Here is a 24,081-nt window from a genome sequence, read left to right on the forward strand (position 1 = left end):
TATATGAGAAAAGTGTACAGAAATAAACCAATATATACCCTTTTATTTCGGCGACAAAACCTAAATCCCTTAATTTTTATCCTGCAGAAGCGATTTATGGATCCAGATCGCAGCCTGTGCACCCTCTCCCATCGCAATGGTTACTTGTTCCGAGTGGGCTGCCACATCGCCTGCTGCCCAAACATTTTGGACACTGGTCATTTTCGAGCGCGGATCTGTCAGGAGATGCTTATTTTCAAGCCGCTCTGCACCTAGCTGCTTTGCCAGGCCGGATTTTATCTCATTTCCGCCAAATGCAATAAATCCTCTATCCCCTGTAATTTCTTTGCCGTTTTCCAGCCTTACACCTTTAAATTTGTCATCATCTGCAAGCACTTTACCTATTGTTTCTTCCACATATTCAATATTTTCCTCTCTCATTTTCTCTAAAAATTCCTGATCTGGCACCTTTTTTTCATGGTTGATAAAAACAAGGTCATTTGTCCAGTAAGACAAGGTTAAGGCCATATTCGCACCGGCATTTCCAGAGCCAAGCACAATGGTGCGTTTATCCTTCACCTCATATCCATCACAGTCTGGACAGACATAGACCGATATGCCAAGACAAGGCATCAGTTCCGGGAATGGCGGCATCCGGTCCATGACTCCCGTTGCCAGCAAAATCCGTTTGCCGGAATATTTATTGCCGCTTTCTGCTGAAACGACAAATCCTCCTTCAGCCTTTTCAGCCTGCTCCACTTTTTCATGAACAAACTCCACTCCAAGGCTTTCGGCGTGTTTTTTCCCAAGCTCACGAAGCTCCGGGCCGCTTACACCATCAGGATAGCCTAAGATATTATGATAATTTTGGCATATCGTGGAACGCCCATCATCGGAATCCAGCACCAGCACCTTATGCTTATACCTGCCCAGCTGAATGGCAGCCTGCAGTCCCGCAATCCCTCCTCCAACAATCAGACAATCATAATTCAAAAATAACTCCTCCTTTTCGTGCCAAAAAAGGCTATACATGTAAACTACCCAGAAATTCGGTTTCCAAATACACTTCATTATTAAAATGGTTTGCTTTGTTACAGGGTAGGGGGGGGCTGATTGTGGTGTGGGAACTTCGTTTGTTGGTAAAATTCGGGGTTTGTGACTACTTTTTTCGTATTTTGGCGGAGAAGTGGTATCTATCGGGAGCTTTGATGCAGCTTCTTTCTGGTTTTATCGAATAAGAGGTATCTATTCGGGATTTTGATGCAGCTTCTTTTTGGTTTTATCGAATAAGCGGTATCTATCCAGGGCTTTGACGCTACTTCTTTCTAATTTTATCGAATAAGCGGCATCCAACCAGGGCTTTGACGCTGCTTCTTTCTGGTTTTATCGAATAATCTGAAGCTTTCCGGTTCTATCGAATAAGCGGTATCTATCACAGAATTTAACACTGTTTTTTTCCAAAAGCAGACCCTGCTCAACTGCAAAAAAGGGGAGTCTCATCACTGAAACTCCCCTCGAACTTATTTATTCATATGTGCAAGAAAGCCGCCAAGAAGAGTATCCAGATCTTCTTCGCTTTCCTCTTCAGTTTCTTCTTGCTGTTCCTGTTTAGCCTTGTCCCAATCAAAGTCAAGCAGATCATCTTCAATATCCGTCAGATCATCTTCAGATACCTGGTCTTCCTCTAAAGCCGCGGCTGCCGAATCATACTCATTCACAGCAGGCCTCGGCTCCTCCTGCAGATATAGAGCTTCATCTATATCAGAAGAGCGGCTGTTCAAGGACGCCAGCAGGGATGTTGCCCGCACCGGGTCCGTAATCAGCTGATAAATGATGCTGCCGAGCAAGGCTTCTGAGTGCTCATGCTTTAGCCAGTCGCGCTGAACCTTGCTTAGCCCCTTTGGAAGGGGAATGGTGATGGTTTCCCGGTCTTTTGATTGTGAACTGCTGACTCCCTGCATCACAAACTCGGCCATTTTGCTCGAAAAATTCCGCTTTTCGGTTTCCTTGAGCTTTTGCAGATGCTTCAGAATATGATCAGGTGTGTCAGATGGTACACGAAAGGATATGGATTGTCCTCTCTTAATTTCAGAAGAGGAAGCTTTACTCATGAAAAATCACCCTAGTTGGCTTTTACAGGTTTCTTATCCTGGTCTGCCTTATCTTTATTCGTTCTTCTTGAAAAATCAGAGATCAGCTTGTAATAAGCATTTGCCATCATCCAGATGCTTTCCTTTTCATCCTCGAAGAAGTCAATGTTATAGCCATCCAGATTATTATTTAATGTCTTCAGATAATCTTTTAGAACAATAGAACCGCCGCCGACGAAGTAGCAGATCTCCGTCTGGGAGTTTTTCTGCCACACGTTGCGGAGCAGGCGGTACTGCTTCTTCGCCAGGTCAAGCAGGATACGGTCTGTAATATCATGCACGCTTGTGCGGCTTCCCTTAACCATAATATGATTGCGGTCATTTTTCTTCGTGATGATTTCCACGACATCTGTGCGGCTGTCGAGCTCAACACCATGCTTCGAACGGATCTCTTCACGGATGGATTCAAGCGCTTCAGACACGCCAAGGTTGAAGCCCTGCGCTTTATCATCATCTACATTGCGGTTTTTAATGACAGCGATATCCGTAGATAATCCGCCGATATCCTGGATTAAAATACGCTTATCAATTAAATCCTTATTAATGATGTTTAAGTTATTATCCATTACAAGGTTGATATAAGCAGCAAATCCTTCAGGATAAACCTTGATTTCTTCAAACTTGATATTAACTTTTTGCCCCTGGTACTTCGGTGTTACAAGGAACTCAACCTGATGGACAGAGCCCAGCAGCTTGGAACGGTAACCCGCATCCTTGCCTTCCTTTACTTCACGAAGCGGAAGTCCTGTGCCCAGTGTGTAGTTTGCATCGATCACATTACCTGACTTTTTAAAGCCAGTGGAACCGCCGTTTTGTACAGCATCCAGTGCCAAAGCAGTGAAAAGCATAACCAATGTCTGATCTTCTTCGGATTTGCTGCTGCCTGGATCCAGTTCAGTAGCATTATCGCTTTTTGTTGCCAGGTGACCTACACGGTAAATCGTATTGTTTTCCTTCAGGGCAGGGGAGTGAACTCTAATATGTATGCCTTCAAGCGGATTTTTGCTGTCAAGTTCTTCAATCCCGATAACCGGCCGGTCCTCAACATCTCTCGCTATTACATTCGGTATGTTTAATTCTGAATCCAATTTCCCAAAGATTGCTTTAATAGAATCGTTTCCTACGTCAACTGCTGCAATTCGTGAATTCGTCAAATCATTCAATCCTTTCATTCTCCATAATATAGAGCTGCTATTTTAAGAGTAATTCAGATTGAGAGATTAATCAATGCGAGGAAACAAAAAGTAATCAAAGCGTAAAAACGTAAACAAAATGTAAACATCTACCTTCATTGTATACACTTTCCGTATACATGTAAACAAAAGTGCACACATCCTTATATACCAACATGCACACCGATTTGTATACTTGTTTACATTTTTGAATACATTTGTAAACATTATTGTATACATGTAATCAAATTTGTTTACAAACAGATTCCCTTGGTGTTTTTCTTAAAATTTGATAGTTTATGAGATAAAATAATATCCTTATCTTCTCTAAGTGAAAAGCAACTGAATTGGATAATATTAAAAAATTTAGAAAATATACTAAATTAATCTACTTTCTTGGTAAAAACTCCTATAAAATAGGAGTATAACAATAGGAAAAGGAGTTCAGAAAGATGCAAGGCTCCAGAATATTTATGGTTTCGCTTTTTATCATTTCCGTGTGCACTGCTGTTTTCTCAGAGGGAATCAGTGTCGAGAGCTCTGTATATATAAAAGCGCTGGGTATATACCTGCTGTTTGCATGCCTGTATTATCATTTGCGGATTATCAGCAGAAATGGAAATACATCGATCGATTATGGGATTAATTACAGTCTTTCCATTGGACTGTTTACAGGGCCATTAGGTCTGTTGATTTTTGAAGTCATCTACCGTTTTTGCGTCTATTTTTATAAAAAGCATACAAAAACAGAGGATCCTGATGAATTTTTCCATACTTTCTATAATATTGGTTCCTTTGTGATGAGCAACTCCATTGCGTTCTATTTGTTCCATTTGTTATCTCCCCTCTTTAAGGGTGTGCCATTCGGTTTTTGGGTTGTCATGCTGATGCTGATCACCGTAACCTCATTGCTTTCGGATCTATTCCTGATTACTGTTTTTAAACTGACAGGAGATATTAAAACGAAGGTAGAAGCGATTGACTTTATCAAAACAAGAAGTGTGCTGGATATGGGGAAGATTGCCTTCACGAACGGCCTTTTGCTGTTATTCCTGAAGGAGGGAAAATGGGAAATGCTCATAAGCCTGTTTATCCTTAACTACCTTGTGAGCCGCTCGTTTCTGTCGAAATCACAGATGCTGCAGAATAAAATCGAGCGTGATAAGTTTGAGCAAATGGCCTATACTGACTTTCTGACTGGTGTGTTTAACCGTGCCTATATGGATAAAAAGATGACGGAGCTTAATCAATCAGGTGAAAGCCTTGGTATAGTTGTAGCTGACATTGACAAATTCAAAAGGATAAATGACAGCTATAATCACGCGGTTGGCGACCAGGCAATCAGGCACTTTGCCGATACTTTAAAAAGCTACCTCTCCAAAGATGATTACTTATTCAGGAGCGGAGGAGAAGAGTTTACGATTATTATGAGATTCAGAACATATGAAGAGTGCCTGAATTTAGCTCAGAAAATTCGCAAAGGCGTTGAAAACAGCCCTTTTCAAGCTGATTTTAAAGAGGAGTCCATTTCTATTTCCTACACTGCATCATTTGGCCTTTTTTACTATACAGTGAACGATCTGCTTTCTATTGAAAAAGCTTATGTTTATGCAGATCAACTCCTTCTCCAGTCCAAGGAAATGGGTAAAAACAGGCTATCCAGCAGGGAAGAGCCTGCCTATCCGCACAGACCTCCAGAAGCAGTTCTGACAAACGCATAAGATATTCGCAGCCGCCGGTTTGGGCGGCTTTTTTTTGGGTATAATACATTTGTTTTTTATAAAATTAATAATACTATCATTATTCTGAAAAAATAAACTTTGAATGAATTCTCTGAGAAAATCTATTTATTCCTCCTTTGAAGCCAATAATAACCATCGTTACATAAAATTTTTTTTGACAATTAGCAGCTATGAAAGATATCATAGAATAGCTAAAAGGAGGATGAAACATGTCAGATTTTAATAGGCAGAAAATTGTTGAAAGTGTGCCTCAAAAAGGTTTCTTCGGACATCCTAAAGGCTTGTTCACACTTTTCTTCACCGAATTTTGGGAGCGCTTTTCTTACTATGGAATGAGAGCAATCCTTGTTTTCTATATGTACTACGAGGTTTCAAAAGGCGGATTAGGCCTCGATGAGCCAACAGCTTTAGCAATCATGTCCATTTATGGGTCATTGGTGTATATGTCAGGAATCATCGGCGGATGGATAGCTGACAGATTACTTGGAACATCCAGAGCGGTATTCTATGGCGGAATTTTAATCATGCTCGGCCATATTGCCCTTTCCATTCCTGGAAGCCTGGCTATGTTCTTTGTTTCCATGGTTTTGATTGTTTTAGGTACTGGTTTATTGAAGCCGAATGTATCGAGCGTCGTTGGGGACATTTACAGTCCTGAAGATAACCGCCGCGATGCCGGTTTCAGTATTTTCTATATGGGCATCAACCTTGGCGGATTCCTTGCGCCGTTAATTGTCGGAACAGTTGGAATGAAATATAATTTCCATCTTGGTTTCGCCATTGCAGCCGTTGGTATGTTCTTTGGCTTATTGGTGTTTATCTTTACGAAAAAGAAAAATCTTGGATTAGCAGGAACTTATATTTCTAATCCATTATCTGCAAATGAAAAGAAAACAGTTTATACAAGAATCGGCCTGGGTGCTGTTATTATTGCGATTTTAGTTGCTGTCGGCATCCCAACTGGTCTTTTAACATTTGATTCCTTTATTGCACTTGTTGGTATTCTGGGTATCGGCCTCCCGATTATTTACTTTACGATGATGTATCGCAGCCCGAAGACAACCGAAGTGGAACGTTCACGCATCATTGCGTATATTCCATTATTCATTGCATCTGTTATGTTCTGGGCGATCCAGGAGCAGGGCTCAACAATTCTTGCGAATTATGCGGACAAGCGTACACAGCTTGAGTTTATGGGACTTGATATATCACCGGCATGGTTCCAGTCTCTTAACCCATTATTTATTATTTTCTTCGCGCCAGTATTTGCGTGGCTGTGGGTGAAGCTTGGCGACCGCCAGCCTTCAGTGCCGCAGAAATTCTCACTGGGTCTATTGTTTGCCGGTTTATCTTTCATTGTGATTCTGCTTCCTGCTTACCTTGGCGGAACAGATTCTCTAGTAAGCCCATTATGGCTGGTTCTTAGCTACTTCATTGTTGTTCTTGGAGAGCTTTGCTTATCACCTGTTGGACTTTCAGCCACAACCAAATTAGCGCCTGCTGCGTTCTCCGCACAAACGATGAGCCTTTGGTTCCTATCAAATGCGGCAGCACAGGCAATCAATGCACAGATTGTTAAATTCTACACACCTGAAACGGAAATGACGTATTTCGGAGTAATTGGTGCAGTAGCGATCCTGCTATCCATCATCTTATTCTTATTGAGTCCTAAGATTCAAGGATTTATGAAGGGTGTACGTTAATTTTGGAAAAGGAAAAGCCAGAAGAGTCAAGCTCTTCTGGCTTTTTTTGTGCTTGTTTCCCGAAATATGTTTGGCCGGTAAATTCGCCAATTTGGCCGGTATTTTCTTAAAATCGGCCGGTAAATCCTCTATTTAGACCGGTAAATGCTTCAGATTGGCCGGTAAACCGCTGCCATCAGCCTCTCCATTCCGCAAGCATCGGCCCCTCTTCACCATAAACAGGGTCCATCTGCGGAATCGGGACATTTTTAATTTCTTCAAGTGCCTGTACACGGTCTGATGGGTCTCTTTTCTTCATATTCGGGCTTGTCCCGCCGGGATAGGCACCCACGACTTCGAAGTCCGGGCTGCTTTCAATCTTCTTATGCCCTGTGCCTGCAGGAAGGAGAATGATGTCGCCCTGGCTGATTTCGAGGCGTTCGCCCTGATCGCCACCGATAAGGACGGTTGCCTGTCCCGCTTTGACCCCCAGTACTTCGTGAGTGTTGGAGTGATAATGGTGGTAATCATACACTCCGCCCGTCCAGCTTCCTGTCCATTGGTGTCTGTTGAAAGCAGCCTCAATTTCGCCGGGCTGTTCCTTAAAAACTGCCTTGTATATGATGACCGGGAGACCTTGATTGTTGGGTATTTGCCCATCATCTTTCAGCAGAATGGTTTGAATCCCGCTATTCATTCAATCCGCTCCTTTCACATCAAAAACTGCTTTGCTTAAACGTATCTCCGCCTTTGATGGTTCCGTTCTGGAATCCTTTGTGAAACCATGACTTCCTTTGCTCTGACGTGCCATGTGTAAAGCTTTCCGGCACGACATAGCCCTGCGCGCGTTTTTGAAGAGTGTCGTCCCCTACTGCCGTGGCTGCATTAAGGGCCTCTTCCAGATCGCCTTCCTCTAAATATCCCATTCCCTGGGCATGGTGAGCCCAAACGCCTGAATAATAGTCGGCCTGCAATTCAAACCGGACGAGATATTTATTAAATTTCTCTTCACTCATTTTCTGGCGGAGCGGCATGATTTCTTCGGTTGTCCCCAGAAGTGTCTGCACATGGTGCCCAACCTCATGGGCGATAACATAAGCCATGGCAAAATCTCCTGGTGCCTGGAATTTCCTTTGCAGTTCATCGTAAAAGCTTAAATCGATATACAGTTTTTGGTCGCCCGGGCAATAGAAGGGTCCCACTGAAGAGGAAGCTGCCCCGCAGGCAGACTGTACGCTGCCTGAGTATAAAACAAGGGTTGGCTCTTTATACTGCAGACCCTGCTCTTCGAATAGTTCCGTCCAGACCTCTTCTGTATCCGCCAGCACAACTGAGACAAAATCAGCAAGCTCTTTTTCATGCTCTGACTCTTCATATGGCACAGATGTACCAGAATCTGATCCGGCCATATTGCCTAACAGCTCACCCGGATCACCCCCGAGGAAGGTAAATAACAATACTATAATAATTCCGCCAAGGCCGCCGCCGATCAGGGTTTTCCCCCCGCCTCCCATGCCTCTCCGGTCTTCCACGTTCGAACTCGCTCTTCTGCCTTTCCACTTCATGATTCAGCCTCCTAATGAAACATCACTTTCATTAGTGTATACCCGAAATAAAGCGATTTATTAACTTATCAGAAACAAAAAAATAAGTGCCTGCTGCTAAAACAGGCACCTTGAGATCCTATCATTTTTTTACCGCGCCAGCCGGATCATAGAGGCTCAGGTCAATATCAACCTCCTGTCCGAGAGCAAGCCTGGCCAGCTGGGCGCCCAGAAACGGCCCTGCAGTGAGCCCTGAGGCTCCAAGCCCATTTGCTATGTAAAGACCTTTGAGACCCGGAATTTGGCCTATTATGGGCAGAAATCCGGGTGTATAGGGACGGAATCCCACCCGTGCTTCTGTAAACGTTCCATCCGATAATCCCGGGGCGATTGCTAAAGCTTTTTCAAAAATATCATTCAGACCGCCTGCAGTTACTCTTAAATCGTACCACATGTCATCTTCATGGGTGGCGCCAATGACGATGCGTCCTCCCTCAAAAGCCAGAATGTATTGATTGTTTGGAGGCATGACAACCGGCCAGCCCGCGGTATCTTCCCCTTCAAGCTGAAGATGGACGATTTGCGCTTTTTGCGGCTTCACATCCAGTTGGATTCCAAGCGGCTCAAAAAGCTCTGCTGCCCACGCTCCGGCCGCTGCAATCACACTTTCCGCTTCATATTGCTTTCCGCTGGCTTTAACAGCTGTAATCTCATCTCCCTGGCACACAAGTTCTGCAGAGCCCTGCACCACTTCCGCACCATGCTTTTCAGCTGCCCGCAGCAGCGCATCCCTCAGTGCGCGGCCATTGACGCGCGCCGCACCGCTTACATGGACAGAGGCATATTCCTTAGCCAATGGGGGAAACAGCTGGGATGTCTGTTCCGGAGACAGATGTGTAATCTCCCCCATTTCAGGAGCATCTCCGCGCCTTTTCATGGCCCGTTCTTCCATATTTTCCAGCTTTGCAGGATCGGTATGAAGGCTGACGGCTCCTGCCTGCTGATAGCCGGTCTCTGTCTCGCCGTCTTTTTCAAGCTCCCTGATCAGTTTCTGATAATAGGCCGCTCCCCCTTTGGCGAGCGCATACCACGCCTTATTCCGCCGCTGGGACAGCCAGGGGCATATAATTCCGGCCGCTGCATCGGTTGCCTGCCCCGGATCTTTGCGGTCGATAACGGTGACTTTAGCACCTGCCTTAGCCAAATGGTAGGCAGCAGAAGCTCCCAGAATTCCTGCACCAATTACGATATGACTTTTCATAATGACTCCTTTTTGCGATCTGGTTTGCCACTTATTCTACAAGAGTTTGGGGAAAGGTTCAAAAAGAGGGGTAGTTTTTTTGGTTCCTGGACGAGTGTTTTAAACTAAAAACTGCATGACAGGCGCAACACCCATCATGCAGTTTCATTAAAACGGCTTATTCGGTTCATAGGTTGGCTGCTGGTTTTGTGCCTGATACTGCTGGCTTTTGGCTGCCGCATCCTGGACGTTTTCTTCAAGAGCAAATTCGGTGTCCATTCCTTTTTTGAATTGGTCAGCCTGGTTTTGGGCTGATACGATTTGCTGTTCTTCTGTTACTTTATTCGGCTGCTTTGGCATCTCTATCTCTCCTTTAATTTAGAAGTATAGCTATAGATTTTCCAAAGCTTCAGGCACTATTCACCTTTTTACAGATCCACCTTCGTTCCGACGCCTTCAAGAATTGCTTTTTCATAAACCGCTGCTGCCACAGCGAGGTCAAAATAGGCAATCCCGACTGATTTGAAAAAGGTAATCTCTTCATCGTTTTCTCGGCCAGCAATCATTCCGGATGATAATGGTCCGATTTCGCCATGCAGGTCCGAAAAGCTCCAGATGCCTTCGGCGGCAGGAACAATAAAATCACCGGCTTCATCTTTGACTCCTTCTATGGTGTCCACGACGATTTTAGAACTTCGCAGCAGCGTCTCTGCGTCAACTTCCTGCATATGCGGAAGATAGGAGCCTACCCCGTTTATATGCGTCCCCTGCTGGAGGGCCTTTCCAGAGAACACAGGCTTTTCCGAGCGGGTGCTGCAGATGACAATATCCGCCCGGGAAACAGCTTCATCCGCATTTTCCAGGATAGTCACCCCACAATTAAACTCCTTAAACTTGTCAGCAAACTCATGTGCCTTTGCAGCCGTCCGGTTGTAAAGGAAAATTCCCTCTATTTCGCGAACCTCCAAAACAGCCTGAAGCTGTTCTTCAGCCATTGCCCCGCAGCCAATTACGGCCACAGTTCTTGCCGATTTTTTCGCGAGATGCTTAGTGGCAATTCCGCTCACCGCCCCGGTCCGGAGCCTTGTCAGGTACGAGGCATTCATGCATGCCAGGTGTTCCCCTGTTTCCGTATCACTTAATAATATGACTCCCTGAGTGGTTTTTTTGCCGACCGCAGGGTTCTCAGGAAAAATGGTGACCACCTTCACAGCCGTTTTTCCGATTGGCGGCAGGGCACTCGGCATATAAAGGGCTGAAGCTTTTTTCTCCGGAAAATCAAGCACGGTTCTATGCGGATTCTGGATTTTCCCTTCCTGATTATGTACCAGTGCGTTTTCAAGATCTTTAATGGCTGATTCCATCGTATAGATGGATTTGATTTCTTTTTCAGATAATAAAAGCATGAACTCTACCTTTCTAAGCTTTATGATTGGTTTGTCCGAAGCCTGTATGGAAAGCATCATCTCCTGGGAGATCAGAATCCAGGTCCTGATTGCTGCGGTCGCGGACGGATGAAATCGCAATTAAAGATATGGCGGCAGCAAGCATGATGTATAAGGCTACAGGAACATAGGAATTATCATAGGCATTCAGCAGGGCTGTTGCCACAAGAGGAGCTGTTCCTCCTGCCAGCGCTGCCCCTATTTGATAGCCCAGGGTGATGCCGGTATAGCGGACATTCGACTTAAATATTTCAGAAAACATCGTTCCAAGTACAGCGGTGATTGGTGCCCAGATGATGCCGAGACCCAATATCGTGGCCACAACCAGCAGAACGGCCGAACCCTGGTGAAGAAGCCAGAAGTACGGAAAGGCATAAAGCATCATCAGGACCGTTCCGCCGACATAAAGCTTTTTTCGGCCAATTTTGTCAGACAGTTTTCCCATAATCGGGATCAAAATAGTAGTAATAACCGTTGCAATCGTAACGGCATTCAATGTAACCGTACGCGAGAAGCCAAGCTGTGTTGTCGCATAGGAAACAATAAAGGTCCCGAAGATATAAAATGGTGCGGTCTCGACCACTTTTGCACCGACTGCAATCAATACTTCCTTCCAATGGCTGCGCATCGTTTCCACAAATGGAATCTTGGCAATTTCCCCTTTTTCCTGGGCCTTTTTAAAGGATGGAGTCTCATCAATGCCTTTGCGGATCCATAAGCCAAAAAAGACAAGCAGGGCACTTAGAATGAACGGTACGCGCCATCCCCATGATAAAAAAGCTTCCTCCGGCAATAATGTCATAATAGATAAAGCGAGTGTTCCGAGGAGCATTCCGATAGTGACACCCATTTGCGGAATGCTTCCAAAAAAGCCGCGCCGATTTTTTGGAGCATATTCAACAGCAAGCAGCAGTGCACCGCCCCATTCTCCTCCAAGTCCAATTCCTTGTATTAAGCGTAAAAGAATCAGCAGAATCGGTGCTGCCGCGCCTATATTATCGTAGGTAGGCAAAAAGCCCATGAGGACTGTTGCACCGCCCATAAGGGATAATGTGAGGACAAGTGTCTTCTTTCTGCCGATTTTATCCCCTATGTGGCTGAAAATAACCCCGCCCAGCGGACGGATGAAGAAAGCAAGTGCGAAAGAGGCATACGCCAGCATCAAGCCGACAGCCGGATCATCACTGTGAAAAAACATTTGATTAAATACAAGTGCAGCAACCGTTCCGTATAAAAAATAATCAAACCATTCGATGGAACTTCCGATCAGGCTTGCAATCAGGACTTTCTTTTCTAATTTCTTTTCCATTCCATTTCCCCCTCTCTTAACTGTAAAAATGTACAAGTTTATCATAGTTTATATTATTTTGATATTTCAATATATTTTTAAAATTGGATAATAAATAGAACTTATTTACCTGTCCAATCCCTAAGGTGAAAGTAGGGGAATGTTTTTGTTATAATCATAATACTTAGATGGAATTTGACTTTAACTGGAGTGAACATGTTGAATACTAAAAAAGCACTGCCTCTTTTATTCGCCGTTATGTTTCTTGTGATGGTTGGGTTTGGAATCATTATTCCTGTCATCCCCTTTTATGCGGAGGAATTAGGGGCATCACCCACTGAACTGGGCCTGTTAATGGCCGTATATTCGCTGATGCAGCTGCTGTTTGCGCCTATGTGGGGGCGCGTTTCCGATAAAATCGGACGCAAGCCTGTCATTATGATCGGAATTTTTGGCCTTGGATTGTCTTTTTTCATGATGGCCCTGTCCACTGAGCTGTGGATGCTGTTTGCAGCCAGAATTATCGGCGGCTTTCTGTCGTCTGCCAATATGCCGACGGTCATGGCTTATGTAGCGGATATTACATCTGAAGAAGACCGCGGAAAAGGGATGGGCATCATTGGTGCTGCAGTGGGCTTAGGCTTTATTTTCGGCCCTGCGATAGGCGGCATCTTTTCCCGGGAAAGTTTGAACCTTCCTTTCTACGCGGCAGGAACTTCTTCGTTTATCACATTCTTCCTTGTCATGCTTGTGCTGAAGGAGTCTCTGTCACCGGAGCAGCGCAGCCAGGGAACAGCTAAGCGTCCGGGTCTGATGACCGCTTTAAGAGGAAACACTGGCATTTTGTTTATCCTTCAGCTGTTTGTTTCACTGTCACTGGCAGGACTGGAAGCAACCTTCGCTTATTTTGCGGCTGAAAAAGCAGGTCTTGGCACCGTTGAGCTGGGCTATATTTTTATGATTATGGGATTTGGAGGAGCCCTTGTGCAGGGCGGTCTGGTAGGACGAATGACGAAAAAGTATGGAGAAGGGGCTGTGATTCAGCTGGGGATCATCGTCTCCGCCATTGGCTTTGGACTGATTCTCCTGGTTGACAGTTTTACGACTGCGGCGATTTTCCTGACGATTTTCGGCATAGGGAACGGATTTATCCGTCCGAGTGTTTCTTCCCTGCTGACAAAGACATCTCAAACTGGACACGGCAGCACGACTGGCCTGCTGTCATCATTCGATTCCCTGGGACGCATTATCGGCCCGCCGCTCGGAGGATGGCTGTTCACCATCAGCATCGGTGCTCCGTACCTGACGGGAATCCTGCTTTCCGGTTTGGCATTCATAATGTATCGTGTGTATTCTGCCAAGGTGAACAGAACCCGTTCGATTACACCTTAAAAAAGGAGGCTCATTTTGCCTCCTTTTTCTACTTTTTCAGGATCACCTGGATGACGTGTCCCGTTCCTGTATGGCCTTTTCCTTCCACTCTCTCCTGTTCGCCATAAAAGAAATGAAGGACCTTATAACCCTGAATCCATTGAAGAATATCTGCAGGATGATAGACCATGTCGACACTTTTTGGCCCGCCTGTACCATAGCTGAGCTGATCCTCTGAATAAACCTCAAGCATGACAATTCCACCCGGCTTGACAACGGAAACCAGCTTATCGAAAACGGTTTTTTGGTCTTTTTTCAGAAAATGGCCGAAAACCATTATGGAAGCGTCATATTCTTCGGATGGCACAGAATCATGAATCAGGTCCTTCTGCCCTGTTTCCACTCTGACTTGATGGCGCTCAGCCAGCTGCTTTGTTTTGTCCAACCCGCTTTGCGTATAATCCCATGCTGTTACATCATGCCCCTGCCTGGCAAGGAATACAGCATTTCGGCCCTCCCCCTCGGCAAAGGCAACAATACGTTTGCGCCCTTCAAGCCGCCACGCCTGCTCCCTGATAAATTCGTTGGGCTCTTCGCCATATAAATAGCCTTCTTGAGAAAACTTTTCTTCCCATAAATTTGCCAATCTAACCACTCCTTTTCCCATAAGGTATTCTAGGAGTGGTTCTGGAAATCCTATTATATAATGAAAAAAATGCCAGCAAGAGGAGGATGACAATGAAAGAGCTGACAGCGATGGAAGAGGTGCAGCAGTTTATCCAAAGCACGGAGCTCGGCCTTATTTACGTGCTGCATGACAGCTGAAGTGTCTGTCATGGCCTGCTTCCTCAGGTTGAGGAAGTGTTAAAGGATTACCCCCGTATCGAAGCACGGCTTGTGAATGCAGGCAAGGTAACCGAAATTGCCGGGTATCTGATGGCCTTTACAGTTCCTGTGATTGCCTTATATCTGGATGGAAGAGAAGTATTAAGGGAAGCCCGGTTCATTCCTGTTGAGAAGCTTCGTGATAATTTGAAAAGGATTTATGAAGGGGTTTTTGATGAGTAAAACAGGACTGGCGGTGCTTCCGCCAGTCCTGCCCGTTTAAAATTAGTTGCTGCTCTCATCCGTATCATCGTTGTAGGTGCCGGCAGTCTGCTCCGCATTAAATGTCCAATTGACTTCGAGCGTATCACCCTGGAACTGGTTTTGGTCTTGTCCATTGTCCACAAACTCAAACAGAACAAAGATTTTTTCCTTTTCACCAGCTGGAATGCCGTCCGGTTTCGGATTGCCCGATATATTAAGTTCCGTCAGGTCCGGCTGCTGGCTTTGCAGCTCATACAGAGTTGTTTCTACAACAGCGTTTGTTGCACTGCTTGTATTGTACATAATCGTTACTTTAATATGTTTGGCAAAGTCATCTGTATTATCCCCTTTTGCATCAGCCACATTGTAATGGGTGTTCAGAAGGACTTTATGAATATCTAATGTACCATTGTTTTCCAGTGTAAATTCACGGTAAACTTCATCGCCTGGTTTAATGTTGTCGATATTCACAACCGCGCTTGGGTTCATTCCTAAATCCAATGTTCCCGAAGCAAACGTATTCTGCGTGTCAACTGTATCACTAAAATAGGCAAAGGTTCCCCCGCCGATTAATGACAGCCCCATTGCTGCACTCAAAACACCCTGACTGATCTTCTTTGTAAAACTCATCCTTACATTCCCCCTAGTTTAGTAATAGATAATTTATTAAACTCTTATGTACGTTTGCAGATACATAGGAGATCTAACCACTTATGCTTGACTTGATTCAATCTCCCTTTTTGCTCCAATAATAGTGCTGATGGCGGAAATTAATAACAATACTCCCGGCACAATCAATAAAAGGGCAGATCCTGTCTTTGAACTCGCAAAATTCAGCGCATACCCGGCGTATGGTATGGAAAAACCGTAATACTTGCCAACCACATTATGAGGATACACAGTCCATGGATCTTCACCATCGTTGTTATCTCCTTTAGTCTTGAATGCTGCTTGTCCATTGTGTTCCTGTACCCCGGTAATTCTATGGGTAATTAACTTCTCTTCCATGCGGAAAGTTATAACATCCCCTTTTTTATATGAAGATTGGTTATCACTTAATTTAATTGCAATCACCGAACCTGTTTGAAAGGTTGGCTCCATGGATCCTGAGAGAACCGCTTTGAACTGATGCCCAAGCAGCGATGGCTCCCCTCCTGAAATTCTGGATGAAAGAACCACAAATGCAATCAGGCCAATTCCTAGCATGAAAAGAGCTACCGTTATATTACTCACTATTTTCAAGAGTTTTTTCTTCATCGCTCACCAGCTCCTGGTCTTTATTCTCTATGGATGCTTCTTCTGAAGTATCTTGATTGCCTGGTGCGTGCACGCCAGGCAGAGACTCATCAAGAGTTGTGTTCTGATCCTTTTCTTCCTCCATTTCAACAGGTTTTTCCTGGCTTAATTCTGCGCCTGAATCAGAAGGCGAGTCCTGTTCAACTGGCTTGTCTGCTGCCCGAGCCTTTTCTTCCTCATCTAACTCATTCATCCTCTGCCGGATGGCGCTGCCTGCCTCTTTTATCCTCTGAATATCAACTTCTGCCATTACTTCACTCAGCAATAGATCAGCATGCTGATATCCTTCATGAATATAAGCGAAAGAAGGATCCCCGGTATGGCTGCTTTTGGCCTGCTGTTCGTATGCGTACAGCTCATCAGCAATACTGTCCAGCCTGTCCATTTGTTTCTTTAGCTGCCCTTCCAATTCTGCCAGCTGATGCAGTCTTTCTTGTAATTCCTGCTGCGACTCTGTATTCCAGGAAATCTCCATGGCCCGCTTATAGTTCTGTCTCATGCTGCCGGCGATCCCGTCGGCATGGTTCTGGAGATTTTGAATCGTTTCCGGAAAGACGAATGCAGAAGTTATCGTAATTGGCTCCATTTCTGCCTGGCTTGAAAATAAAGCTTCTGTTTCCCCGACAACCAGATGCCCGGCATAAAAAGACAAGCAGCATAAGCATGGAAGAATGATTCGCTTTGGCATGGACTTTTTCAATTGGGCTCCTCCTTCCTGTCCATCTGGGACTCATTATACAAAATTTTCAGAAGTTTTAAATTGGGTTAATTACTGGTTAAAAACGTGTCGATATTTGTCCATTTTCGGTTTTTTTTGTTAACAGGCACGATAAATCTATGAAAAATTAAACCAATACCAGATTTCCTGAAATAGATTGATTTCACCAATAATTTTCTTAATAATACGAATTGTCACACTTTATAAACTTGGTTGAAGGAGAGGGTTTTATGAAAAAGAAGAGTCAAAAGAAAAAGATAAGTAGGAAAGGAACCATACCAGCTGTACTAGCCTTATCTGTAGCATTTGGAGGGCTTTTGCCAACATCATCCGCATTAGCTGCAGAGACAGCTAACACGGCAACTGTGCTATTCCAGGCAGAAGGATTAAGCAAGCATGAAGTGGTAAAAGCGTATCTGCAATCACAGGTTCAGGCCCCAACAGTGAAGCTTGCAGATCCCGGGGAGCAATTTAAAATTGTGAGCGAACAGGAAGATTCTGAAACAGGTACATACCATGTGCGTACTGTTGAGCAATATAAAGGAATCCCTATTTACGGTTCTGGACAAACTGTTGCACTGGACTCCAGCCATAACGTATATGCTTCTCTTGGCAAAGTCACTCAAAACCTGGCCCGCTCCATTATTCCAACTGAGGCATCCATTTCAGAAGATGAAGCGGTCAGCATTGTAAAGGGACAGGTTGAATCACAGATCGGTGAAGTAAAAAATTATGATGGTGTAAAATCCCAATTATTGATTTACCCGCATAAAGGAAAATACTATCTCGCTTATCTGGTTAAAGCCTCCACTTCCTTTCCGGAGCCTGGCTACTTCCATTACTTTGTAGATGCAACGAGTGGAGAAGTCATTGAAAGTTTCAATAAAATCCACACGGTCGATGAAGAGACACTTACCCCGATTACGGGAAGAGGCCTGGATGTGCATGGCAATCTGCTGTCATTTAATGCGGCAAAAGATATGGAGACAGGAACGAGCTATCTGTATGGACCTTCTGTTTGGTCGACTACATCGGTTCCAATGGCCACATTTAACGCTAAAGCTTTTGATCCGCTTTTATTTAACCTGGGCAGTGTCTTATTCGGATTTACAGGATATGAAGTAACAACAAAAAGCGGAAGCAACTTTTTCCATGATCCTGCTGCCATTTCAGCACACTACAACTCGGATAAAGTAAACCGATACTATCAAATTATTCATAAGCGAAACAGCTTGGATAATAATGGAATGAAATTAATCAGCACCGCTCACATAGGCACAAAGTGGAATAACGCAGCCTGGAATGGAGTTCAAATGATGTACGGGGACGGGGACGGCATTAAATTCAGCTCACTTTCAGGCGGACTGGATGTAGCCGGACACGAAATGACTCACGGTGTGATTGAACACACAGCTGACCTCGTTTACGAAGGTGAATCTGGAGCAATCAATGAATCATTAGCCGATATCCTGGGGAATTTGGCAGAGATTTATACGACCAAAGAAGTGGAATGGGAGCTGGGAGAAGATATCACTACCCCGAATATTCCAGGTGACGGCGGGCTTCGCTCCATGAGTGATCCAGCTTCTAAAAAGACAAGCTTAATGCCTTCAGGACACTATCCGGATCATTATGATGACCGCTATCTGGGTACAGAGGATAAAGGCGGCGTTCATATCAACAGCGGAATTAACAACAAGGCAGCCTACTTAATCAGTCAGGGCGGCACAAACAATGACATAACCATAAAGGGCATAGGCACGTCAAAAACAGAAAAAATCTATTACCGTGCACTCACTCTGTATCTAACACCTTCTTCCGGATTCCATGATATGAGGGAAGCAGCCATCAGCGCTGCACGTGATCTGTATCCGGATAAAAATGGTGCTCCATCTGCAGAGACGCAAGCCGTTATGGATGCCTATACTTCTGTAGGCGTTAACTAAGAAACAAAGCCAAAAGCCATGAACCTGTTTGAATGGGTCATGGCTTTTCTTTTTTAACGAGGTCATTCACACGCAATCGATTCTATAAAGATATTTGAAACCTGAACAGCCTTCTCATATTGCTCCGTCTCCACATAATATTGGTACAATTGCTTGCCAAACCGGTTGGTAAACATAGCATTGCTGATTGAAAGGAAATAAGGAAGTGCCTCGTGTTCTATATATCTGTAATATTGCTCACTCTGTTCTTCAATCCGCAGAATAAGGAGCTTGAATATGATTTTGTAAAACCTGTTCTCCAAATTCTTTGTCATAGACATTCCTTCGCGGGCTCTTTTCAGCAGCACTGCTTTTCGCAATAGCTTCCCTTCCAGACAGGCATTAATATAATTTTGCAGCCTCTGAAGATACAGAGCAGATGGCTTAGCCACCAGGCCAAGGGCCTCCTCTAATACTGTTTGCGCCTTCCGGTATTCCTTCCTTCTCCAATACTCATAGCCTAAGTTGTTTAACAGCAAAGACTTTTTATTAGGCAAATTCAGCAGGTCACAATTACGGATTAATCTCTGATAAGATTTCTCCAGCTCGTTGAAATCCGCCTGTAAATCATTGCCCTCCTGTGCGAGCATAAGGGACTCTGCCGTAATCGCACCGATGTAGTTATCCGTTTCCCTGAAGTGTACAAGAGCCTTATTTGCATAGGCATAAGCCGCTATCTTAGAATTGGTCCAATAATAGGCGGCCGCCAAGTGGTAATAGTATTCGTGATTCCCGTATTCCTCCATGTTTATATCCTTCAAAAATTCAATCGCTTTGTGATAATTCCCGGCCTTTGAATCCCGGTATCTTAAGATATAATAGATTCCCCAGGCATGCTTAAGCATATTTTGCTCATAGGCTTGAAGATTAGGATAGTCATTCTGTATATGAATCAAAATCCCTTCCGCCTGTTCCAATTCCAGTTTTTTTAAGTGCAATCGGGCAAGAAGCAATTCATAAAAGGCGGCATGGCTGGAAGAAAGGCTGATGGGAATGCCCTCAAGCTCTTTTTTAATTTTCTCTGCTTCCTTCATATTTTGCATGATGATCGTCTTGTGCCAGTGCTGAAGCCGCTCTCCCAGATTGGCAAACCGGTTGATTTCCTGATCAATATCGAGGTTCAGACGTTCTGAAAACATCTGGATAATTTCAGAGGAATACGGCGTCACCCCACGCTCGATCTTACTCACATGTGTAACCGAACAAATGCCCTTGCCGAGATCCTCTTGTGTAAGACCTGCCCTTTGGCGGTGAAATTTAATTATTTCTCCAGCTAACATGAAAGACTCCCCTTATTTTCTGAATAAGATTTATTGTAGTAAATGAGAGTCCACTTTTGCCCCCTTCTTAAAATAACCCCAAATTTTATTGTTATAAGTGCCTACAAACCATCCAAATATACCCATAATCAAGAGATTTTTAATACCTTTGTCTGGTTTTTTGCCCCTTATGTACCCTTCTAATTACCCCAATTAACAGAATGTTTTATCTTCTTTATACTTTTTAATAGAAAGTCTTACAATCTATGAATCCACCAACATACTTTGGAAGAGGAGAATGGACACGAATGGGAGATTTCAGGTTTAAAAAGTATTTAACCGCTGCCATGGCTGCGGCTATGCTGGCTGTTCCGCCCCTGCAGGCTTCGGCGGATGATTCCGGGAAAGGCATCCTGAAAGGGGCTGATGGCAAAGCGTCCATAGCTGATCTGCAAGGGATGAATGCCAAAGCAAGTAAAGGCAAGCATGTCATCACTCTTATTACAGGTGATGTCGTAACTGTAACTGAATTCGCAGATGGAAAGAATATTATTCATGTTGAACCAGCTGACCCTTCCGCCAGTGGTGCACGCATTTTAACTGCCAACAAGGAAACGTATGTCATTCCAGACAAGGCTATGCCTTACCTGGCTTCCGGATTTTTGGATCAGGATTTGTTCAATATCACAGCTTTAATCAAAGATGGCTATGATGACGAGAATCAGAAGGAATTGCCTGTCATCATTCAATATTCCGAGTCCAAGGGCCGTTCAGCTGCTGCTATTAAAGCCCCAAAAGGCTCAAAGAAAACCCATGTACTTGAAAGTATAGATAGTGTTGCAGTCTCCGCTGATAAGAAAGAAACAAAGGAATTTTGGTCAGAAATCACCAGCATGACTGCTAAAAAAACGAAGGCTGCACTGGCTCCAGGCATTGAAAAAATCTGGCTGGATGGCCGTGTCGAAGCATCTCTTGAACAGAGTGTCCCGCAGATTGGAGCCCCTGCAGCCTGGGAATCCGGCTATGACGGAACTGGTGTAAAGGTGGCTGTTCTGGATACCGGGATTGATTCTGGGCATCCGGACATTTCAGGTCAGTTGGATGAGGCAGTAAGCTTTGTGCCAGGAGAGGAAGTAACCGACAGACATGCACACGGAACACATGTGGCTTCCACAGTACTTGGTACCGGGGAAGCATCAGAAGGACGGAATAAGGGTGTGGCACCTGGCGCACGTCTCCTTGTAGGAAAAGTACTTAGTGATGAAGGCTTTGGCCAGGATTCATGGATTATCGACGGAATGGAATGGGCTGCTGAAAATGCAAAAGTCGTCAATATGAGCCTGGGCAGTTCTGAACCAAGCGATGGAACAGACCCAATGGCTCAAGCTGTTAACAATCTCAGTAAAGAAACAGGGTCCCTGTTTGTTATTGCTGCCGGGAACACTGGCAGTGAAGGAATCGGATCACCAGGAGCTGCTGAGGACGCTCTAACTGTTGGCGCAGTGGACAAGTCCGACAATCTTGCCTGGTTCTCGTCTAAAGGGCCCAGCTTTGGAAGCTCAGGATTAAAGCCTGATCTTACTGCTCCCGGAGTTGGAATCCTGGCAGCGCGTTCTCAATATACGAACCAGGGAAGCGGCTCATACATGAGCATGAATGGCACCTCAATGGCCACACCTCATGTTGCTGGCGCTGCAGCCCTTCTCGCTCAGCGCCACCCGGACTGGACCGGGGAACAGCTTAAGGAAGCTCTGATGAGCACGACCAAAAAGCTTGAACACATTAAGCCTTTTGAAGGCGGTACAGGCCGTCTGGATGCTGTGGCCGCACTTGGCCATATAAGGGCAACGGGGTCTCTGGACTTTGGCTTCTATGACTGGCCTCATGAGAATGATGGTCCGGCTGAAAAGACCATTACGTATACCAATGATGCTGATCAGGATGTAACATTGGATCTGTCAGTGTCTGTCAAAGATGCCAATGACACCGCTGCACCTTCTGGAATGGTAAAGCTATCAGCTGAAAAAGTGACTGTTCCAGCAAAAGGAAGTAAGGATGTCACCGTTACACTTGACCCAAATATCGGTGATTTTGGCACCCGATATCAGGGGCACATTAGCGCTTCATCAGAGGGAGAGAGCATTGTCCATACTTCACTGGGCATGATCAAAGAAGATGAAAGATACCCGCTGACCATTAAGGCAATCGACCGGGATGGGGAAGCCGCCACTGCCTACTTCTACCTTTTGGGACCAACTGGCGAACCGCAGTTTATGTCAGTGGATGGCACGAAGGAGCTGCGGCTGCCGGAAGGAACGTACTCGGTTATGTCGATGATGGATGTTGATACAGATACAGATCATGCTGGAGTAGCGCTTGTCGGTGACCCGGAAATTCATTTGGATGGACCGCAGACCGTTATGCTGGATGCGCGAGAGGCTAATGAAATTACAGTGGATGTTCCAAAAAAGACAGAAGCTCATTATCGAAAAATGGAATACTACCGCAGCATTGATGGAAACCAGGTGAATGACATTTACATCATGCCGGCAGTGGCAGATAAAATGTACGCTGCCCCTACTGAGAAAGTAGACACTGGTGAATTCACGCAAGCTACGCGCTGGCGCCTGGCAGAACCACTATTGACCATTGGTTTCAAGGGCAAAGAATTAGATGATATTCCGCAGGCTGGCAGCACTCTTATGAACGGGAAGTACAATCTGGAAGCTGTCTATGCTGGAAATGGATCACCGGAGGATTATGAAAAACTTGATGTTAAAGGCAAAGCCGCCATTGTCCTGCGCAGTGATGAATTAACAGGATCAGAACGTGCTGCAGCAGCTCTGGCAGCAGGAGCAAAGCTATTAATTACTGTTAATGACAGACCGCAGGAGCTTAGTGAATGGACAGGAGTAGAAAATGAAGATTTTTCACTTTCCGATAGCCCTCTTTCTGTGGCCGGAGTCAGCGGAAATGAAGGACAGGAACTGATCGAAGCGGCCAAGGCCGGCGGATTGACCTTAAACGTCGAGGGTACTCCTGATTCGGACTACTTATATGACCTGGTGGATATGCATCATCACGCAGTTCCTCAAAAAGTGAACTATTCGCCAAAAACGCAAGACCTTGTCAAAATCAACTCTGAATATAAATCAGATCGCCCTGCACCGGGTGCCGAGTTCCGCTACGATATCCTCGAGCACAGCTTTGCCGGTGTTGGCTTCCTGCAAAGACTGTCACTCCCATCCGCCAGAACAGAGTGGGTATCAGCGCAAAAAGGCACATCCTGGTACCATCAGGCTGGTGTTCTTGATGCCCAGTGGGAAGTAAGACAGCCAAAAGTGGAATACAAACCAGGTCAAACGCTGAATGAAGAGTGGTTTTCACCAGTAGTCCGCCCTCGTTTTGGTGCTGGCTTTTGGGCTCCATATCGTTCAGGCAATAATCTGATATTAAATGTTCCTGCCTGGGCTGACTCAGGAGCTGGCCATACAGGCGCCGACATGAATTACCCTGGTGATCAGACATTAAAGCTATATCAGGGGGATACACTGGTTAGAGAAGGAAAGGGCCAGGCTCTCTACCTATTTAATGAATTTCCGGCAGAGAAAACCCAGTACAAACTTGTAAGTGATGCAGCCCGCGATGCAGAACGCTGGAATACATCAGTCCGTACACATACAGAGTGGACATTCTGGTCCCAGCAGCAGGGAGAATATCAGACTGCACTTCCGCTGATTTCTCTTGATTATAAAGTGGATACGGACATGGCCGGCAACTCCACGGCCGGTAAGAAGATTAAGCTTGATTTATCAGCTGTTCAAATAGCCGATGCTCCTGAAAATGGAAAAATAAAAGGAGCCAGCCTTGAAGTGTCCTTTGATGAAGGAAAGACATGGGAAGCGGCAAAATTAGCAGCTAAAGGAAACGGCTGGTCTGCCGAAATCAAGCATCCAAATAAGAAGGGAGCCTCTGTCTCCCTGCGTGCCAGTGCATGGGATGATGCAGGCAATCGTGTAACTCAGGAGATTATCAAGGCTTATGGATTAAAATAATGAGGAATTAATGAAGCTCTTGTGTGAACCAGGCAGTTAATGCCTGGTTCACTTTTTTAATTGACT

20 protein-coding genes are annotated in these 24,081 nt (G+C 45.0%); 6 read left to right on the forward strand and 14 right to left on the reverse strand.

Translation table 11 applies throughout. The features are described 5' to 3' along the window. Positions 1 to 69 precede the first annotated feature (69 nt). From NAF01_RS24335 to NAF01_RS24345, 3 genes are all read right to left on the reverse strand, one after another. Positions 70 to 972: an NAD(P)/FAD-dependent oxidoreductase gene (locus NAF01_RS24335; RefSeq protein ID WP_250801413.1), complete on the reverse strand. Its 903-nt coding sequence runs from the start codon at positions 970 to 972 to the stop codon at positions 70 to 72. 527 nt (positions 973 to 1,499) lie between these two features. Further along, positions 1,500 to 2,090, reverse strand: coding sequence for a hypothetical protein (locus NAF01_RS24340; RefSeq protein WP_048011164.1), 591 nt, complete (start codon positions 2,088 to 2,090; stop codon positions 1,500 to 1,502). 11 nt (positions 2,091 to 2,101) lie between these two features. Next, complete coding sequence (locus NAF01_RS24345; RefSeq protein ID WP_152539667.1) at positions 2,102 to 3,283, reverse strand: ParM/StbA family protein; 1,182 nt, start codon at positions 3,281 to 3,283, stop codon at positions 2,102 to 2,104. Positions 3,284 to 3,753: 470 nt separating this feature from the next. Here NAF01_RS24345 and NAF01_RS24350 point away from each other — a divergent pair, with 470 nt between their 5' ends. After that, positions 3,754 to 5,022: a GGDEF domain-containing protein gene (locus tag NAF01_RS24350; protein WP_250801414.1), complete on the forward strand. Its 1,269-nt coding sequence runs from the start codon at positions 3,754 to 3,756 to the stop codon at positions 5,020 to 5,022. Between the two features lie 230 nt (positions 5,023 to 5,252). Beyond that, complete coding sequence (locus NAF01_RS24355; protein WP_197217444.1) at positions 5,253 to 6,746, forward strand: peptide MFS transporter; 1,494 nt, start codon at positions 5,253 to 5,255, stop codon at positions 6,744 to 6,746. A 175-nt stretch (positions 6,747 to 6,921) separates the two neighbouring features. Here NAF01_RS24355 and NAF01_RS24360 read toward each other — a convergent pair whose 3' ends face one another. The 6 genes from NAF01_RS24360 to NAF01_RS24385 form a co-directional block, all read right to left on the reverse strand. Then, positions 6,922 to 7,422 (reverse strand): cupin domain-containing protein, encoded by a 501-nt coding sequence (locus tag NAF01_RS24360; protein WP_250801415.1) that lies wholly within the window; start codon positions 7,420 to 7,422, stop codon positions 6,922 to 6,924. Positions 7,423 to 7,441: 19 nt separating this feature from the next. Next, positions 7,442 to 8,290, reverse strand: a complete 849-nt coding sequence (ypfJ, locus tag NAF01_RS24365) for a KPN_02809 family neutral zinc metallopeptidase (protein WP_227888375.1) — start codon at positions 8,288 to 8,290, stop codon at positions 7,442 to 7,444. A gap of 121 nt (positions 8,291 to 8,411) precedes the next feature. Next, on the reverse strand, positions 8,412 to 9,530 hold the full coding sequence (locus tag NAF01_RS24370; protein WP_250801416.1) for an NAD(P)/FAD-dependent oxidoreductase: 1,119 nt from the start codon (positions 9,528 to 9,530) through the stop codon (positions 8,412 to 8,414). Between the two features lie 147 nt (positions 9,531 to 9,677). Further along, positions 9,678 to 9,869 carry a hypothetical protein gene (locus NAF01_RS24375; RefSeq protein WP_048011171.1) on the reverse strand — a complete coding sequence of 64 codons (192 nt, stop codon included), beginning with the start codon at positions 9,867 to 9,869 and terminating at the stop codon, positions 9,678 to 9,680. Between the two features lie 68 nt (positions 9,870 to 9,937). Continuing rightward, the gene (locus NAF01_RS24380) at positions 9,938 to 10,915 is read right to left on the reverse strand and encodes an ornithine cyclodeaminase family protein (RefSeq protein WP_197249002.1); all 978 of its coding nucleotides are present in this window, start codon (positions 10,913 to 10,915) and stop codon (positions 9,938 to 9,940) included. Positions 10,916 to 10,928: 13 nt separating this feature from the next. Beyond that, positions 10,929 to 12,263: an MFS transporter gene (locus tag NAF01_RS24385; protein ID WP_250801418.1), complete on the reverse strand. Its 1,335-nt coding sequence runs from the start codon at positions 12,261 to 12,263 to the stop codon at positions 10,929 to 10,931. Between the two features lie 198 nt (positions 12,264 to 12,461). Here NAF01_RS24385 and NAF01_RS24390 point away from each other — a divergent pair, with 198 nt between their 5' ends. Then, a complete protein-coding gene (locus NAF01_RS24390; RefSeq protein WP_163145261.1) occupies positions 12,462 to 13,634 on the forward strand; it encodes an MFS transporter in 1,173 nt (390 codons plus the stop codon). A 28-nt stretch (positions 13,635 to 13,662) separates the two neighbouring features. Here NAF01_RS24390 and NAF01_RS24395 read toward each other — a convergent pair whose 3' ends face one another. Then, the gene (locus NAF01_RS24395; protein WP_222500697.1) at positions 13,663 to 14,259 is read right to left on the reverse strand and encodes a class I SAM-dependent methyltransferase; all 597 of its coding nucleotides are present in this window, start codon (positions 14,257 to 14,259) and stop codon (positions 13,663 to 13,665) included. Between the two features lie 215 nt (positions 14,260 to 14,474). On the opposite strand from NAF01_RS24395, the gene NAF01_RS24400 reads away from it, so the two are divergent. Beyond that, entirely contained in the window at positions 14,475 to 14,681 is a 207-nt protein-coding gene (locus tag NAF01_RS24400) for a thioredoxin domain-containing protein (RefSeq protein WP_222500695.1), read from the forward strand. 42 nt (positions 14,682 to 14,723) lie between these two features. On the opposite strand, the gene NAF01_RS24405 is transcribed toward NAF01_RS24400, so the two are convergent. The 3 genes from NAF01_RS24405 to NAF01_RS24415 form a co-directional block, all read right to left on the reverse strand. Next, positions 14,724 to 15,332 carry a TasA family protein gene (locus tag NAF01_RS24405; RefSeq protein WP_197248995.1) on the reverse strand — a complete coding sequence of 203 codons (609 nt, stop codon included), beginning with the start codon at positions 15,330 to 15,332 and terminating at the stop codon, positions 14,724 to 14,726. Positions 15,333 to 15,413: 81 nt separating this feature from the next. Next, the gene (gene sipW / locus NAF01_RS24410) at positions 15,414 to 15,959 is read right to left on the reverse strand and encodes a signal peptidase I SipW (RefSeq protein WP_197248994.1); all 546 of its coding nucleotides are present in this window, start codon (positions 15,957 to 15,959) and stop codon (positions 15,414 to 15,416) included. Beyond that, the gene (locus tag NAF01_RS24415) at positions 15,928 to 16,698 is read right to left on the reverse strand and encodes a DUF4047 domain-containing protein (RefSeq protein WP_250801419.1); all 771 of its coding nucleotides are present in this window, start codon (positions 16,696 to 16,698) and stop codon (positions 15,928 to 15,930) included. Before NAF01_RS24415 ends, sipW begins: the two co-directional genes overlap by 32 nt. A 248-nt stretch (positions 16,699 to 16,946) precedes the next feature. On the opposite strand from NAF01_RS24415, the gene NAF01_RS24420 reads away from it, so the two are divergent. Beyond that, positions 16,947 to 18,662 carry a M4 family metallopeptidase gene (locus NAF01_RS24420; protein WP_226618848.1) on the forward strand — a complete coding sequence of 572 codons (1,716 nt, stop codon included), beginning with the start codon at positions 16,947 to 16,949 and terminating at the stop codon, positions 18,660 to 18,662. Positions 18,663 to 18,724: 62 nt separating this feature from the next. On the opposite strand, the gene NAF01_RS24425 is transcribed toward NAF01_RS24420, so the two are convergent. Continuing rightward, the gene (locus NAF01_RS24425; RefSeq protein WP_250801420.1) at positions 18,725 to 19,981 is read right to left on the reverse strand and encodes a helix-turn-helix domain-containing protein; all 1,257 of its coding nucleotides are present in this window, start codon (positions 19,979 to 19,981) and stop codon (positions 18,725 to 18,727) included. 287 nt (positions 19,982 to 20,268) lie between these two features. On the opposite strand from NAF01_RS24425, the gene NAF01_RS24430 reads away from it, so the two are divergent. Further along, positions 20,269 to 24,015: a S8 family serine peptidase gene (locus NAF01_RS24430; RefSeq protein ID WP_250801422.1), complete on the forward strand. Its 3,747-nt coding sequence runs from the start codon at positions 20,269 to 20,271 to the stop codon at positions 24,013 to 24,015. The last annotated feature ends 66 nt before the right edge of the window (positions 24,016 to 24,081 follow it).

Source organism: Cytobacillus firmus (assembly GCF_023657595.1).
GTDB classification, from domain to species: domain Bacteria; phylum Bacillota; class Bacilli; order Bacillales; family Cytobacillaceae; genus Cytobacillus; species Cytobacillus firmus_B.

Coding starts and splice junctions, on each gene's coding strand:
- NAF01_RS24340 (WP_048011164.1), bottom strand. CDS start 2,090: ATGAGTAAAGCTTCCTCTTCTGAAATTAAGAGAGGACAATCCATATCC.
- NAF01_RS24350 (WP_250801414.1), top strand. CDS start 3,754: ATGCAAGGCTCCAGAATATTTATGGTTTCGCTTTTTATCATTTCCGTG.
- NAF01_RS24355 (WP_197217444.1), top strand. CDS start 5,253: ATGTCAGATTTTAATAGGCAGAAAATTGTTGAAAGTGTGCCTCAAAAA.
- NAF01_RS24360 (WP_250801415.1), bottom strand. CDS start 7,422: ATGAATAGCGGGATTCAAACCATTCTGCTGAAAGATGATGGGCAAATA.
- ypfJ (WP_227888375.1), bottom strand. CDS start 8,290: ATGAAGTGGAAAGGCAGAAGAGCGAGTTCGAACGTGGAAGACCGGAGA.
- NAF01_RS24370 (WP_250801416.1), bottom strand. CDS start 9,530: ATGAAAAGTCATATCGTAATTGGTGCAGGAATTCTGGGAGCTTCTGCT.
- NAF01_RS24375 (WP_048011171.1), bottom strand. CDS start 9,869: ATGCCAAAGCAGCCGAATAAAGTAACAGAAGAACAGCAAATCGTATCA.
- NAF01_RS24380 (WP_197249002.1), bottom strand. CDS start 10,915: ATGCTTTTATTATCTGAAAAAGAAATCAAATCCATCTATACGATGGAA.
- NAF01_RS24385 (WP_250801418.1), bottom strand. CDS start 12,263: ATGGAAAAGAAATTAGAAAAGAAAGTCCTGATTGCAAGCCTGATCGGA.
- NAF01_RS24405 (WP_197248995.1), bottom strand. CDS start 15,332: ATGAGTTTTACAAAGAAGATCAGTCAGGGTGTTTTGAGTGCAGCAATG.
- sipW (WP_197248994.1), bottom strand. CDS start 15,959: ATGAAGAAAAAACTCTTGAAAATAGTGAGTAATATAACGGTAGCTCTT.
- NAF01_RS24420 (WP_226618848.1), top strand. CDS start 16,947: ATGAAAAAGAAGAGTCAAAAGAAAAAGATAAGTAGGAAAGGAACCATA.
- NAF01_RS24425 (WP_250801420.1), bottom strand. CDS start 19,981: ATGTTAGCTGGAGAAATAATTAAATTTCACCGCCAAAGGGCAGGTCTT.
- NAF01_RS24430 (WP_250801422.1), top strand. CDS start 20,269: ATGGGAGATTTCAGGTTTAAAAAGTATTTAACCGCTGCCATGGCTGCG.